Consider the following 14,493-nt stretch of genomic DNA (forward strand, 5'->3'; position numbering starts at 1 on the left):
GCCGCTCAAGGCTGTTGTCCACCAGCGCTAGGACGATGCCAACAAACCCCCGTTGTCACCGTCCTAGCAGAATGCTGGTGGCCATATGAATCGCCTTCGGCGAGCAAAAAGAATTTGTATCGCTTTTCTTAACGGCTTCGCCTAAAAAGCTGACCCTCTATCGAGCCCTATTGTGTTGCCTTTGTCCTTCCCAAAGTCAATAAAATATGGGAACAATAATTTATAAAATATTGTGTTATCATATGGTATATTTGTAAGGGTTAGTATATAATAACGCCAGTTTAATCAATTATTTAAATGCTTGGGGGCATGTATGGAATTAAATACTTTTACACATATGGTTACTGGAGAGGAAACTTTTATACCTGCTATGGTATTCATCCCTAACACGAACCAGCGCTTATCAGTGATGTACTGCGAAGAGTTAAAGGCGGTTGTTTGTATCAATGGGGGTTTATTCCTACCAGCTGACACTGAAGCAGCTTGCAATGGAGGCGTTGCTGGTACTCTTCAACTAGCATCGGCTTATGAAGTAGGACAGAAAGAGGACACTAAAAAAACAATCAAGCTAGGCTCATGTGAACCAGGCACAGCAACAGAATTTGGTACTGTTAGTAAGTCAACAAACACAAAACAATATAACGCTATCGTCTTATACAACTCAATAACTGGGAGTATTCATTCAGCGTATGATGACGAAGAAAAGGCAAATAGCGCTTTTGATAAAATCTGGTCATTAACGCAGTTCCCATCAATGAGGCTCAAAAAGCTGACTTACTGGTCAGACATTGGTAAGGCTCATCAATACCTAGAAGGTGTATCAGTAGACTCTTGTTGTGCTTGATATCAACAACCTGCCCAAAGCGGCAGGTTGTTGATTTGCTCTCCACTAACAGGGTTCCCCTAGTCGCCACCGAGGCCCACCCGCCGGACTTACCCCTGCAGCGCTAAGGTTCGTTCCTCACTAAGTGCTGCCGCTCAAGGCTGTTGACCTCCAGCGCTAGGTCGTTGCCAACAAACCCCCGTTGTCACCGACCTAGCAGAATGCTGGTGGTCATAAGATTCGCCTACGGCGAGCTAAAAGCATTTGTATCGCTTTTCTTAACGGCTTCGCCTAAAAAGCTGACCCTCTATCGAGCCCTATTGTGTCGCCTTTGTCGGGGCTAATGTCAATCAAAAAAGGCAACAATAATTATTAAATATTTGGTGTTACAATGTGGTATTTTTTGGGGTGAGGGTGTATAATAAATACATGAAAACAAAGGCATAGTTTTCATGTTAACTGATTTTTAAATAGCTTGGGGGCTAAAATATGTCAATTGATAAAAACTTCGCATACTCACTTCCTTGTACTGTAGGTAAGCAATTCAAACCATTTCATCTAGTGAATGTTCCAGCTTCAGTATTGGTCTCACTACTAAACATCGATAACAAGGGTAGTGTACTTAAACGTAGCCAGCGAGAGGTAAATATGAAGCGAGCGAAAGATTTCGCGAAATACCTTGTGAACAACTATAAGCGTTTTTACATCATCCCAACTATCATTGGTGTGGTTGTGTCGAAGAAAGATAAAAAGCCTGAATTTGAAGAGGTTATGGAAGGAGCGCGAGTTGGTCTACTTCATATATCTATGGATAGTTCCATTAAGCTATTCGATGGCCAACATCGTTCTGTTGGAATCGACTTCGCTCTAGAAATGTTGTGTGATGAACTCGCCGAGTTAGGTTTTGATCTAGAGAACGTAGATGTTCCTATTATGCTATATACGAACTTGACACTTAAAGAGAGGCAGTTGGGCTTTTGTGACATCAACCAAAACTTGGCCAAACCTCAACAAAGTATTTCAGATGCCTTTAATACACGTGACCCTCTTCCATGTTTAGCTCGTTACATAACTGAGAACTGCGTTGCGTTTAAAGACCTGGTTGATATGGAGCACAATACGATCACCAAGAAGTCTGAAAAGTACTTTCCTTTGAAAGCTATCAAAGATATCAACCAAATCCTGCTGGGGTTGAGTAAGGAAGTAAAAGAAATCTCTGATTCAAAGTACCAGCTAGCAAACGAGTTTTGGACTACTGTTTCTAGAGCCATGGGTTGGGGAGGCTTAGCATTCAGCGATACGTCAGCAGAAGAATTCCGTAATACCTGTATTCTAACTCATGTAGCTACACTAAAGGCTGTTGCAGTAGCTGGAAATATCGCAATGAATCACTATGGCTCTCTCGAAGCAGTTCAGTGGGATAAGCTTGAAGAACTTAACTACTCACGCGATCTAGGTACGTCTGACTTTACTGGCCGCATCATAGATGACAAGAGTGGCAATATGTCAGTGAATAAAACTAGCATTGACTTGGCTGCAAATAAACTCCTTACAACCCTGGGTGTACCACTTTCTGAAGCACGGCAAAAGTTAGAGGATCAGTACTTTGGTTCTCAAAGTATGAGCGATGATAGTGGTGACATTAATGGAGCAACAGAACAAGCCGCTTAACCAAGCTTTAATTAGAGAAGCCCTGACTAAGTTCAGGGCTTTTTGTTGCGAGTAAACAATATAACGCATTCACAATTTTCTCTCCACTAACAGGGGTTTCCCCTAGTCGCCACCGAGGCCCACCCGCCGGACTTACCCCTAAGCACTAAGAATCGTTCCTCTTCAAGTGCTTCATTTAATGAAACCCTAGAGCAATCTGATTGCCAAAGAAAAGAATTTGTCATTCAGATTGCTACCCTAGGGTGCAAAAGTTTATCTCGCTCAAGGCTGCTAGACCTCCAGCGCCATAGAAATGCCAACATAAACCCCGTTGTCATTGCTATGGCAGGGTGCTGGTGGTCTAAATGAATCGCCTTCGGCGAGCTAAAAGCATTTGTATCGCTTTTCTTAACGGCTTCGCCTAAAAAGCTGACCCTCTATCGAGCCCTATTGTGTCGCCTTTGTCGGGGCTAATGTCAATCGAAAGGACAATACTTATTTTTCAATACATCGTGTTATTATGTGGTATTTAACTGGGTGGTTTGATATAATAAATACAAGTAAGTTACTGTTTATATTGTTAAATTGCTTGGGGGCATTATGAAGACAGTTATTCAAAACATTGAAAAAGTGACTATTGGTCATATAGTAGGCGGGGTTAAACAGGAGTCAGAAGTACGTCTATTAATCATTGAATCTAAGGACGTTGGCACGTTCGCTACATGTGTAGTAGAGAATGATGAATTTGGTACAAGCTTGTATGAGGTATGTAGCGTCAAAAGTCTAGACAACATTGTTGATGATGTTCAACAAGGCAGAAAGGTCGCGCTTAGTACATGGGAGCCTACCTTAATCCCTAATGTCGAGTATGTAGCGGAGCAGTTTGAGATCGCAGAGCTATTGAGTAACAAACCAAATCACATTAGTTTATTGAAGTAGGGGCACCACTATGAGAACTGAGAAACAGATTGAGCTAATTAGTAAGCACTATAAAGACCAGATCAGTGTATTCAGCGGAGAACCGCATCTAATGGTATGGACAGAAAAAGGAACTGGCTTTGTTTCAGTCAAAGAAATGTCTCAGAATAAATTCGATGAATTCTTGAAGGTTGCCCTTAAGCGTGAAGAAAAAGCTAACAATGAAGTTAAGCTAAAACAGATTTGTGCAGATTTCGGGGTTCTAGAAATACTTCAGTCAACGGCTCAATGGCGGGATTCAATCGAATCATTATTGACCTTGTTTTCTTTTGCGTTACTTCCGACACGCCTTGTGGAGCTAGAGAAGGAGCTTGAAAGAGCAGCGTTGTCATTCGACCATCAATAGATAAATATTGCTCAGATTTACTGGGCAATATTTGCTCTCCACTAACAGGGGTTCCCCCTAGTCGCCACCGAGGCCCACCCGCCGGACTTACCCCTACATCACTAAAGCTCGTGCCTCGCTAAGTGCTGTCATTGAAATTTCATTCAAACCTAAATCACTATGGACGCCAACAAAAATCCGTTGTCATCCATAGTGCAGTGGTAAGGTTTGATGAATTTCAATGTATCGCTCAAGGCTGTTAGACCTCCAGCGCCATAGCAATGCCAACATAAACCCCGTTGTCATTGCTATGGCAGGGTGCTGGTGGTCTAAATGAATCGCCTTCGGCGAGCTAGAAGCTTTTGTATCGCTTTTCTTAACGGCTTCGCCTAAAAAGCTGACCCTCTGTCGAGCCCTATTGTGTCGTCTTTGTCCGGTCTAAAGTCAACTAGAATAGTTAAGTATATTTTACTTTATTGTGTGTTCTAATATGGTATTTATAGTTGCGTTTATTTATAATACATACTCTGAACAAATAAATATCATAGGCTTGGGGGCAGTATGAAATTAGAAGTTATCATCAATAATTACACCATTATTTGCAGTCGTTTATTCGGTTATGTTGGGAAAAACAATGTCGGTTTAGTAGAGGGTAAGTTTATTTCGATTACCTATGAAAAGGTGATCAATGATTCAATATACATGGACTCAGACATAGCTTTTATCTTAGGTACTAACTCGGATATCGACACAAGACATAATATCGTAGAAATCCTAAGTTGCTTATCAGAGGAAGGGCATCGTGGTTCTTCTTTATCAAAAGTAATTTCAATAGGTAAGTTTCTTCTAGGGAAGAAGTTTAATGAACCTAGGTTAAAAGTGATGAAACAGTTTAGGGGAAAGACGGTTTCTACTTATGAATGGGATGTGTCAGGACAACCCTTAATAATCGAACAGACCAATGAGCCAGATTCATTATTATCTAGTTTCAAACTTATCTAGTGATATCTGACATATATCAATTGAACATACTAGCTAATTGAAAAGGAATATATTAAGGGTAGGGGGAACATATTGAATTTAGCAGCATTGTTATTACGCATTTACGCAGTAGCTGACGCTCTAACATTTATTTTTGAGCGTTTGGGTTTCTCAAATGTGGCTGATGCTTTTACAGTATTTGTACTAATTGTTGGGTTTGCAGAGGCTTTCGGTCTAATAGATAAAATTGTAGAAACTATCAAAACGAAAACGAGTACAAAGCAAAGAGTAAAATTGGCGATACTTTTAATTTTAATACTAATAACTATCCAATTGTAACAAGTAAATTTGTTTCAATTGGACGCTCTCCACTAATAGGGGTTCCCCCTAGTCGCCACCGAGGCCCACCCGCCGGACTTACCCCTACATCACTAAAGCTCGTTCCTCGCTAAGTGTTGTCATTGAAATTTCAATCAAACCTAATTCACTATGGACGCCAACAAAAAGACGTTGTCATCCTTAGTGCAGTAATAAGGTTTGATGCATTTCAATGTATCGCTCAAGGCTGCTAGACCTCCAGCGCCATAGCAATGCCAACATAAACCCCGTTGTCATTGCTATGGCAGGGGGCTGGTGGCCTAAATGATCTGCCTTCGGCAGCTAAAAGAAATTTCAACGCTTTTCTTAACGGCTTCGCCTAAAAAGCTAACCCTCTATCGAGCCCTATTGTGTCGTCTTTGTCTGGATAAAAGTCAATAATAATAGTTAAGTATATTTTACTTTTGTTTGTGTTTTAATGTGGTATTTTAATCTGGTTTTGGTATAATGGAAACAGTTGGGAATACTACTGGCGGGACAAAAAATGAAAGTAACAGTTCATAACTTCTACATCACTAACGGCAAGATTATTGGTCAAGTTGGTGATAACGATATGGGTTTAACTCAGGGGAGATTCTTTAGCGCGGAATTTCAGAAAAAAACTCCAAACGCTGTCTACTGTGAACTGGGAATAAAATATGAATTCGGCAAAGCCTCAGAAACACCTATCGGAGACCTTGTGAAAGAAAAGTTGTTCGATCTTCAATTCGAGATTACGCAGGGGTCAATAGTTGCTAAGGCACAAGAGTTACTGAGAGAAACGTTTGGTGTGGAAACTACGCCTTCTGTAATTTCAGAAGTCCAGTACAAAACACGTTTAGTACGTAAATTAGAGTGGTCATTCTTTGGTCGCAAGATCACCATGACAGAGTCAATTGATCACTCTGGATATAGCGAATTATCCATTTAAGCACTTAGGGCTAAAGCCCTAAATGCTTAATTTCCCGCTTCTTGGGGGTCACCCCCGACAGCTCGGCCCCAGCCAACCCGTCATCCCCCGATCACAATGCAATATCAAAGAACTTGACATTGATTATTTCGATCTATATTTTGGCGAAGCCCTTTTAATTATTTTAAATTTAAAAGTATTAAAATATTTTAATTCTAAAGAAGGGTCTGCGTTTTGTTTAACAGACTTGTTTTTCTCCCATATTTGTAAATATCAAAAATTACACTGTCCTTTTGGGCTCCTTTCTATGACCTTTAAGTGTCCGATTACTCTCACTGTGACGTAATGCTTTACTCACTTATTAAATGTCCATCGGGTATATTAGCTTGATTAATGCCATCCAATTGCCATTACAGTCCCACCAAATAGCCACTAATCGGTCAGGACAAAAAAGACCCTTTGCCAGGGCATATCTACAACTGTGAGTAATTAAGTGCTGTGGTGGATTTATCTTAAGTTATCAACTTAAGAGCATGTTTTAGCTTTAGACAGCTCAATGTGTGATGTTGCCAAAGCGATAGGTGCGTCCATTTTTAAGATGTTAAGAGACGTATCTTTTGAAATAATGTGAATATTTTGAGTGAAGGCCAGGGGGATGTTGGGGAGAGCAACTGAGGTCTACTTAGAGCAAGGAGCTCAGAACAATTTACTTTAAAATGAGGTTGGAACCTTAATGATAACCTTCCACCTTTGTATTCAGAAATTGAAAATACTATTTATTATTTGACCTATGTGAATAACGAGGTTGGCAAGCAAATGGCTAGTGTGGCACGTGGGGCCATCGACTGTCATCAACTGACTTAGTGTATAGACAGTCAGAGCCAAGTTGTGTTGTTCCGTTAGAACCTCACAAGCGAATGTTAGCTACAAATCAAAGTATTGAGCTCCCATGATGTTCAGATGATTAGGCAAAGAAAACGTCGGTTGCTTGATTCGGCTCTTGACGTATGTGCTAACGTAGAAGCACCAAACTGGCTTAACTGACTACATAAGCTTCCAATTGTCGAGGGCTTAAATTATATATATTTGCAGCCTAAATCGTCGATTTGACGAAGGCGGTGTTCGCGAACATTTTGCATCACTGTAATACGATTAAAGTCTCGGTCAATCATGGGATTTAGCATCGGTTGAGGTACTCAAAGCTCTGCATGTTCATTAAGTATAAGAGGACATATTAAAATTGCTCTTACACTCTTAGTGTATATTATCTATGTTATGTTAAATTCGCGACGATTGGAATTTTGTACACGTAGTTGTTACCACCTACCAAATATCAATAAGTTAGATACCTCCTTTTGAAAGTTGACTATGTGAAATCTCTTTCCCCTGTGAATTTGAAATTTGTGAGTATTAAACATAATGGCCATTTACCATAAAATAGGTTATCAGAAGATCTATTTAACTAAAGTTAAATAGATCTTCTGATAAAAAATAACTTAGTTTTCGATTACTCTTACTAAGATTCGAAGCAATATTTACTCATTTTATTCTTTGGTAGTTTTACTCTATGTCGTTTTTCAATTAACGTTGATACCTTGCTATTCTGGCAATATTCCCATGTATTTTGTCTAATCACTACATCGACTAGGTCTAAATTTAAACCTAAGTATTTTTGTACATTTGAACTGTCAGAAAATTGTACATATACCATTCGATTCTTTTTCGATATATAGAGAGATGATACTTCTATTTGGTAATTTCTCTCCAAGTTCTCCTTTAACTTCTCTCGCCAGTCTTCAATCAACACCTGCCTCCTAAAGTGAAAATATTTGAGGTTGTCACAGACATGCTATATATTGCATTTATCACTAAAAAACAATAGAGATATTTTACTATGTTTAACGACTGTTCAACACTATTTATTGGGTATGATGACGGTAATGCCCAACATAAGATCTCAGCTGAATCTGTTAAAACCTCCTTTCCTACACACATCCAACGTTCGACTGAACGTTTTGCGGTACTAGATGAAACCTTTTCAGTATCAAGTAATGCTCCTGTTCAAACGAAATTTACTTCTGCTGTTACAGGTAACGCTTACACCATTGGTGAGGTAAAACAACCTATTCCCAGGAACGATGACTTCTCCAATAGTGAAGCAGCTCAGGTTTTACTGCAGCATGGCTTAAATCAATTTGGAGATGAGTTACTCAATAAAAAGTACGTTCTTTGTACTGGAATGCCATTAAGACAGTTCTTTAAAACAGATGGGTCCGTCAACGAAAACAATGTTAAGCAAAAGATGCTCTCTATGCAGAGATCTTTTGATCACTTAGGTACTGACCCGGAATCGAAGCTGCGGAAGTCAAATATTGAAGCTCTACTTGTTCAGCCCGAAGCACTAGCAGCCCTTCGTGTATTCCTATTTAAGAGAGATGATTCAGGGATGTTGGTACATAACCCTGAATACATAGGAAAAACGATCGCAATCGCTGATCCTGGTGGTAAAACAACTGATATAGCTGTGTTTGACGATGGAACTATTGATATGGATCGTTCTGTCACCCAGGACATCGGGTTCAATCAGATTGTCAAAAAAGCATCCAACTACCTTTACGATTTAGGTTTCACCACACCCACACATCAGCAGTGCCGTAAGTTAATTGATGAAGGTATTGTTACAGTTCGGGGGGTTGAAAAAGATCATTCAGAATGGGCAGAGAATGCACGGAAGGAGCTAGCTAGTAAGATTTTTGGCGCAATCACTGATACCTTATCTAAAGCTGTAGATATTGATTTAATCATATTCATTGGAGGTACTATTGCCGCATTGCGTGAAGAAATTACACCTTTAATTGAAGAGTATTACGGTAAAGATAACAACTCATTCCTCATACCAGATGAAGCAGACAAGCTAAACGCTTGGGGCCTTGAGTTGTTTGCAGAGCTTTGGTACCAAAACAACAAAAAGAATAAGTAGGCAAAGGTCATGGGGCGCTTTTCATTAAAAGTGGAAATAAGGATACCAAATGATTACTCAACAGAATGCCGAGAGTTAGCGAATTCAAAATCAATAACTCTCAAATCGTTAGTCGAAGAGTTAATTAGAATTGGGTATTTCATCGAAGAGGGTGAGTTCGATAAGCTTATGTATTATTTTGATAACATCCTCCCTCATGAGATCAGAGACTGGGATTGGTGCCGCAACTTAGGGTTACACATTGATAAAGTAAAGAGAAGAGCTAGCATACACATAACGGATTCTTCTGTGTATCACCAAGGTCTCGTTCATACTTATTTGTCTGCACATTCCGAAAACGATCCCAAGCAAGCTCTTAATGATGTCAACCAACATGCTATCAATATGATGAATTCTGCTATTCATTTCCTTCAAAACCAAAGTAATAAAGAAAGGTTTAAGTGTAATGAGTACAAGACACTCGAAAATGTTGAGCAACATTTGGCTAAAATAGCTTCAAGTATTGAAAAGCTTTCAAACCACCCTATTGGCTTTAGAGCTGTTGAGGGGCAAACTGAACAGCCAGATGCTTTTTCTACGAAAGATGATTATCTTGAAAGTAAAGATGGTGTCTCTGATAGCTTAGCTATTGATAATTTCAACATGGAGTCATTGCTGATAGCTTAAGAAAAATGGGGCTAATGGGGCTTAGCACTGTTTAGTTAAGCCCCACTTTTGAAAGGAGTTGGTAGCGATTTTATTCGTCAAAGAGAGCCTCAATTTGTTCATTGTCTAAGTCCCCTTTCCGACTTTTGAACCTATTAAAACCTTGTTTAACTGTTTCTTTAACTCTTGCTTTAACAGCGTTAAAAAAGTCCTTCCAGTCGATCTTGTAATCTGAGTCCAATGTGTATGCAATAATGCTAGGAATTGAAGATCGTGCAACGCTATCCAGAACAGCCATCTCTTGTGGTGTCGGTTCCGCCTCTTCTAAATGCAATTCAAAAACCTTGATCGTTATGTACCACTTCTCACTATCGTAGTGTACTAAGTCACTATCGAATTTCGAAAGGAGAAATTTAATCTCGTTAGAACTTAGTTTATAGGTAGGGAAACCAACGACAATGTTCATGAATTTTGCAGCCATACCATTGTCTATTATTTTTCTTCCTGGAATCTGGCTAGCACTACCCTTTCTGAGCTCGTTTTTGATGTGTGAAAAACTACAACGCTCTGTGAACTTAGCCCTAAGTTCGACTAGGGTGTGTTTTGCTGCTCTATCTGCAATCGTACTTGCTTCAGTTATACTGATTTTTTTGTTCCTATTTTGTTTTAGCAAAATTGCTGTTTTAAGTCTTCTGGCGTATAAGCCAGGGAAACCTTCTAAGTCACTGTAAGGGTAATCGTATGCTGATTCTAAACATTGTTCATACAGTTCCACCCAAGGGCTTTTTAACTCTTCTAGCTCTACAGTCATTGTGAACTCCACTTTCTATTGTTTATAGTCCATTTATAGCATATATCTAATTTTATTAACACAAAGCTGACTTAACATTTGCTATAATATATAATAGAATTCTTAGCAATATGGTTATTACCGCAATATAATAAATACAAAAGTAGTAAACCTTTGATTTAAGGTGATAAGAATGCCAAAAACCAAAAAGTTACTTATCTCTAGGCTGGCAGACATTGTTCAAAAGATTGAACTACTAGAGAATCCCAAACGCAACGCCCGAATTTTAGAGTTGGCACTAGGGCTAAATGGTGAGGGTCCACATACTCAAGCTCAGATTAAAGAATTTCTTGACGTGGAGTACCCAGAAGCAACTGTTAGTACCGAAAGAATCCGTGTCATCAAGAGTGTACTTGTAGATTCGTTTGGCAAGGAACTAGTTAAATCGTGGGATGAGTTTTTCGAAAATCTGTTTGATTACCTGTACTCTCAGGTCCCAATTGAAATTGGGCTACTTGCCCAACGTTTAGCCGATCCCAAATATCAGAGTTTTAACCCCAAGCTTGGACATCAAGAAGCATTTAGTGAAAAACCATTTAATGTTTTGGGGCTGATGAAAATCCTAGAGTTCAGACCAAAAGTCGACACGAGACAACTCAAAATTAAGAGGCTCTATTTTGAGTTCAATGACACACGTATAAAGGGTCGTGAGAGAAATACTAAAGAGTCTACGCTTTTCCTTATTCCAAACAACTTTAACGTTAAGTTAGAAAACCTTCTTAACCACGCAGAACGAGCTGTAAAGTTCAATGGGATGATACAAGAGCAAATCTTACTACCTCTCATGCCTAAAAAGCTGCCTGTACATAAAAGAGAGGAATTAGCTCACTCTTTGCTTATCTGTCATAAGGATTTCATGTGGCTAGATGAGCGATTAGGCTACTTGACCCTAACTAACTCTTTAGATAATAGGATTACAAGATTTGCAGCTAAGATTTTTAAAGTTGTTGATGAGATTTCAATTGCCCTATTTTCATGCCAAATATCAAGAGCAGTACGGGCCCAAGCTCGCGCATTAAGAAGTGACTCAGATTTAGAGTTTCTACAAGAGCGCTCAAATTTATTGAATAATGTCTCTTATGGTTCTGACATACCTTTCAAAGTGCAAGACGCTTTAATGTATTTCGTTAGAGCGGGATTATGCACGATTGATGAGAGCAATACTCTTCGTCCTACTGAGCTGTTACTGGATAACGTTGATGTTTCTCTTCGTCGTTCAGAAGAAATAATGATGGACGTACTAAAGAATGCACCAAACCAAACGTTAAGTAACTCTGAATTCCGCGAGAAAAGCATAAAAGAGATATCTGAGAGGACAGCAAAGCTGTATGACGAACGTTTTGAAGATTTTATTGCTAAGGACATTATTCTTAAGAAAGACCAGCTCGTGCTTTTTAATAGGGATAGCGTTGACTCTTTAAAGAGATGCACTAGAAGCGCTATTGAATCTCAAAGAAGCATTTATAAAGGCGCTCGACAACCTCTTTATCTAAGACTAATTGAACTTGCCAGTTTATATATTGAACGAGCCAAGAAAGCTAACGCTTCAATTGCATCTAATCGTACACAGTTGAGAAAAGCTAAGGCAGATAAGAAGGTGAAGCTTGAGAAAATCGAATCTCTTGAATCAACCTCTTCTGACTTACGTTTGTTAAAAGCAGAGTGCTCTGATTTCTCGTTAAGAGTTGATAAGTTACAAGAGGAACTGCAACGATTAAACAGAAAAGTTTCTCAGTATGAAAAGGCAGGTGAATCTAGGAGATCTTTGTTGAACTCAGAACTTGAAAGGATTCATATTGCTGAAAGACACATGTCATTCTGCGAGCGATTGCTAACTACAAGAGACTCAATTTATGAAAAATCAATTCAAATCGTTGTCGATGAGCTTTGTTCTACTCTGATGTCACTCAAAAGTAGTGAGGTTGATGAAGAAATACTCAAATCCAAGTCAGACGTTGCTATTAACGATGTTCTCGGCTCAATTCTAAACAGAGTTGAAGGCATCGATTCTGAGTTTTCTAATGATCTCGAGAAGCTTAAATTTACTGATATTCTAATCTACCGTGTGATATCAGATTCGATTTCCTTACTCGATAGACTCGACTCTGAGCTACCAGAACCAAATGATAAATTTTCAGATTTGATATTGAATTTGATTTTGGAGTTACCTGAGGATTCCGATGGTAATAGGAGCACTACGTATAGCGAGTTTAAATCAGCTTTAATCGAAAGAGCTATCGCTGACGAAAGAAACCATGCTGTTGGCCACTTCAACCAACATAATAGCTATAGCCCCCTCTTTGTTCGTGTGAGAAAAGCGGAATACTCGTACGTAGGTACTGAAGCTTCTAAGCATGCTGACTTTGAGTATATATAACTAAGAGATCAGGAGTACAAATGCTAAAGATTTTTAACAAATTTATGATGTTACTTGCCCTATTTGCTACCGTAAGTTTGGTGTCATCAGTTGTTGAAGGAAATGCAGTCTTAGTCTTTATGACGTCGGCATTTGTACTTGGTTTGCTATGCATCATTCATAAGTTCAAAGGTGGAGTACTATCTCCTACCCTCTTAAAGGCCGTTGAGGTTGCAGTGGTAATTGTATCTATTGGATGTTTGCTTACAGCTCCTCCCGGCGAGGGATTTTACGTTTTAGCTTGGTTATGGACGACCGTGTTTTTCACGCTGTATAAAAAGGCCGATACTCATGTCTAATTCATTAAGCAAAAAAGTTAACATACGTGGGCCAAATAACTACCAGTTTTTAAAGTGGATTCTGGATGCTAACGATAATTTTTTGGCACTTAACCACTGCAATGACCCGGATGGTTTTCGTACAACATCTAAAGCAATTCAATCTCAGCTTAATAAAATTGATGAAACGGATGTACAGAAGATTCGGTCTACTTTCATGCAATTATTGGTTTTCTTTCCAGAGTCTAGAGTAGATAAGTTCGTCGGTTTGTTTCATGCTGCGAAATCTCGTGATAAAACTTCAACAACCACAATGGCACTGTCTAAGCTTACCAAAAAAAGGTTTGATTCCTTATGTAAGAGAGTAGCTAAGTCTTCAACGAATGATGAGTTTTTAAATCTGCTACTCGATTTAGCGGAGACAGAATATGGGTTGGATGAAAGTAACATGAGGTAGTGGTTTGGTAGGGCCCATATTACTATTCATATTAGAAAATAAAGCAGCTACGATAGCTGCTTTAATTTAAAAATTAATAGTTAAAAAACTGGGATTGTTGACTATGAATGCTATGTAAGAGCTTATCACTATATATGGCCCCAGTGGATACTGCCCTCTCGTTCCTCTTATGTATGTTATGACGATGAACACAAACATAAAGAGTATTGTGAGCATTGTTATCTCTACGCCAGCCCAAGCCCCTATACCAGCCCCCAGCCTTAAATCACCATTTGCCATTCCAATATTTTTGTAAAGCACTTTATGCATAGTATTGAAAAGGTAAAGAAGCCCATACCCTAATAAAGCACCGCTAAGCGATTCTTCGGAAGATAGATAGCCATACTCTGTACAAGCCAGAACCAAACCAGACCATAAAATGAAATTTGTTAGTTTTTCTGGTAGAAATTGACTCGCTAGGTCAACCAAAAACGCCATTGCTGTTAGGCAAAAGAAAATGAGCATTAAAAGAAACTGCTCAAATGAAGTTGCTATTTGGTATAGAGTCACCGTTGAAGCGGCTACGGTAATTTCTAATACAAATACCTCTTTATAAGTTTGGTTGTTTCCCTTCAGGCCACCAGCAATGCAGGAGAAAGGTACCCAGTATCCAACACTTTTGCATAAGCTAGTGAAGTCAAACCGTCCTTCACGGTTACTTGGTTCTAAAGAGTATTCAGGATAATAGGTGATGAGATCATTTCTGATCTCATCTTCTTCAATTTGTGGCAGTAATCCAGCTATGACATAAGTGATCTTTGCAATGAGACTACCAGTAATTACCAGGAACAGATAAGAAATCAT

Annotated in this window: 14 protein-coding genes; 12 read left to right on the plus strand and 2 right to left on the minus strand. The window is 39.1% G+C overall.

The genetic code is table 11. The features are described from left to right. Window positions 1-313: 313 nt before the first annotated feature. From R7Q41_RS20085 to R7Q41_RS20125, 9 genes are all read left to right on the plus strand, one after another. On the plus strand, window positions 314-844 hold the full coding sequence (locus R7Q41_RS20085) for a hypothetical protein (RefSeq protein ID WP_025636817.1): 531 nt from the start codon (window positions 314-316) through the stop codon (window positions 842-844). A 468-nt stretch (window positions 845-1,312) separates the two neighbouring features. Continuing rightward, window positions 1,313-2,494 carry a DGQHR domain-containing protein gene (locus tag R7Q41_RS20090; RefSeq protein WP_025636717.1) on the plus strand — a complete coding sequence of 394 codons (1,182 nt, stop codon included), beginning with the start codon at window positions 1,313-1,315 and terminating at the stop codon, window positions 2,492-2,494. 579 nt (window positions 2,495-3,073) lie between these two features. Beyond that, window positions 3,074-3,412, plus strand: a complete 339-nt coding sequence (locus tag R7Q41_RS20095) for a hypothetical protein (RefSeq protein ID WP_025636798.1) — start codon at window positions 3,074-3,076, stop codon at window positions 3,410-3,412. A gap of 10 nt (window positions 3,413-3,422) precedes the next feature. Then, window positions 3,423-3,797 (plus strand): hypothetical protein, encoded by a 375-nt coding sequence (locus R7Q41_RS20100; protein ID WP_025636800.1) that lies wholly within the window; start codon window positions 3,423-3,425, stop codon window positions 3,795-3,797. A 540-nt stretch (window positions 3,798-4,337) separates the two neighbouring features. After that, window positions 4,338-4,778, plus strand: coding sequence for a hypothetical protein (locus tag R7Q41_RS20105; protein WP_025636794.1), 441 nt, complete (start codon window positions 4,338-4,340; stop codon window positions 4,776-4,778). Between the two features lie 72 nt (window positions 4,779-4,850). Further along, a complete protein-coding gene (locus tag R7Q41_RS20110; RefSeq protein WP_025636793.1) occupies window positions 4,851-5,096 on the plus strand; it encodes a hypothetical protein in 246 nt (81 codons plus the stop codon). A gap of 523 nt (window positions 5,097-5,619) precedes the next feature. Further along, window positions 5,620-6,045 carry a hypothetical protein gene (locus R7Q41_RS20115; protein WP_025767165.1) on the plus strand — a complete coding sequence of 142 codons (426 nt, stop codon included), beginning with the start codon at window positions 5,620-5,622 and terminating at the stop codon, window positions 6,043-6,045. A gap of 1,873 nt (window positions 6,046-7,918) precedes the next feature. Further along, window positions 7,919-9,004 (plus strand): ParM/StbA family protein, encoded by a 1,086-nt coding sequence (locus R7Q41_RS20120; RefSeq protein ID WP_025634167.1) that lies wholly within the window; start codon window positions 7,919-7,921, stop codon window positions 9,002-9,004. Between the two features lie 9 nt (window positions 9,005-9,013). Beyond that, window positions 9,014-9,670 carry a hypothetical protein gene (locus tag R7Q41_RS20125; RefSeq protein WP_025634166.1) on the plus strand — a complete coding sequence of 219 codons (657 nt, stop codon included), beginning with the start codon at window positions 9,014-9,016 and terminating at the stop codon, window positions 9,668-9,670. Window positions 9,671-9,740: 70 nt separating this feature from the next. On the opposite strand, the gene R7Q41_RS20130 is transcribed toward R7Q41_RS20125, so the two are convergent. Beyond that, entirely contained in the window at window positions 9,741-10,460 is a 720-nt protein-coding gene (locus R7Q41_RS20130; protein ID WP_025634165.1) for a hypothetical protein, read from the minus strand. A gap of 172 nt (window positions 10,461-10,632) precedes the next feature. Here R7Q41_RS20130 and R7Q41_RS20135 point away from each other — a divergent pair, with 172 nt between their 5' ends. Genes R7Q41_RS20135 through R7Q41_RS20145 form a run of 3 tightly spaced genes read left to right on the plus strand, consistent with a single transcriptional unit; the run spans window position 10,633 to window position 13,650 of the window. Then, window positions 10,633-12,876 (plus strand): hypothetical protein, encoded by a 2,244-nt coding sequence (locus R7Q41_RS20135; protein ID WP_025634164.1) that lies wholly within the window; start codon window positions 10,633-10,635, stop codon window positions 12,874-12,876. 20 nt (window positions 12,877-12,896) lie between these two features. Continuing rightward, the gene (locus R7Q41_RS20140; RefSeq protein ID WP_025634163.1) at window positions 12,897-13,214 is read left to right on the plus strand and encodes a hypothetical protein; all 318 of its coding nucleotides are present in this window, start codon (window positions 12,897-12,899) and stop codon (window positions 13,212-13,214) included. Then, entirely contained in the window at window positions 13,207-13,650 is a 444-nt protein-coding gene (locus R7Q41_RS20145; protein WP_025634162.1) for a hypothetical protein, read from the plus strand. The genes R7Q41_RS20140 and R7Q41_RS20145 overlap by 8 nt, the downstream gene beginning before the upstream one ends. Window positions 13,651-13,716: 66 nt before the next feature. Here the strand turns inward: R7Q41_RS20145 and R7Q41_RS20150 are convergent, their stop codons facing one another. After that, window positions 13,717-14,493: a prepilin peptidase gene (locus R7Q41_RS20150; protein WP_025634161.1), complete on the minus strand. Its 777-nt coding sequence runs from the start codon at window positions 14,491-14,493 to the stop codon at window positions 13,717-13,719.

This window comes from Vibrio sp. 2096 (assembly GCF_033339595.1).
Classification (GTDB): domain Bacteria; phylum Pseudomonadota; class Gammaproteobacteria; order Enterobacterales; family Vibrionaceae; genus Vibrio; species Vibrio alginolyticus.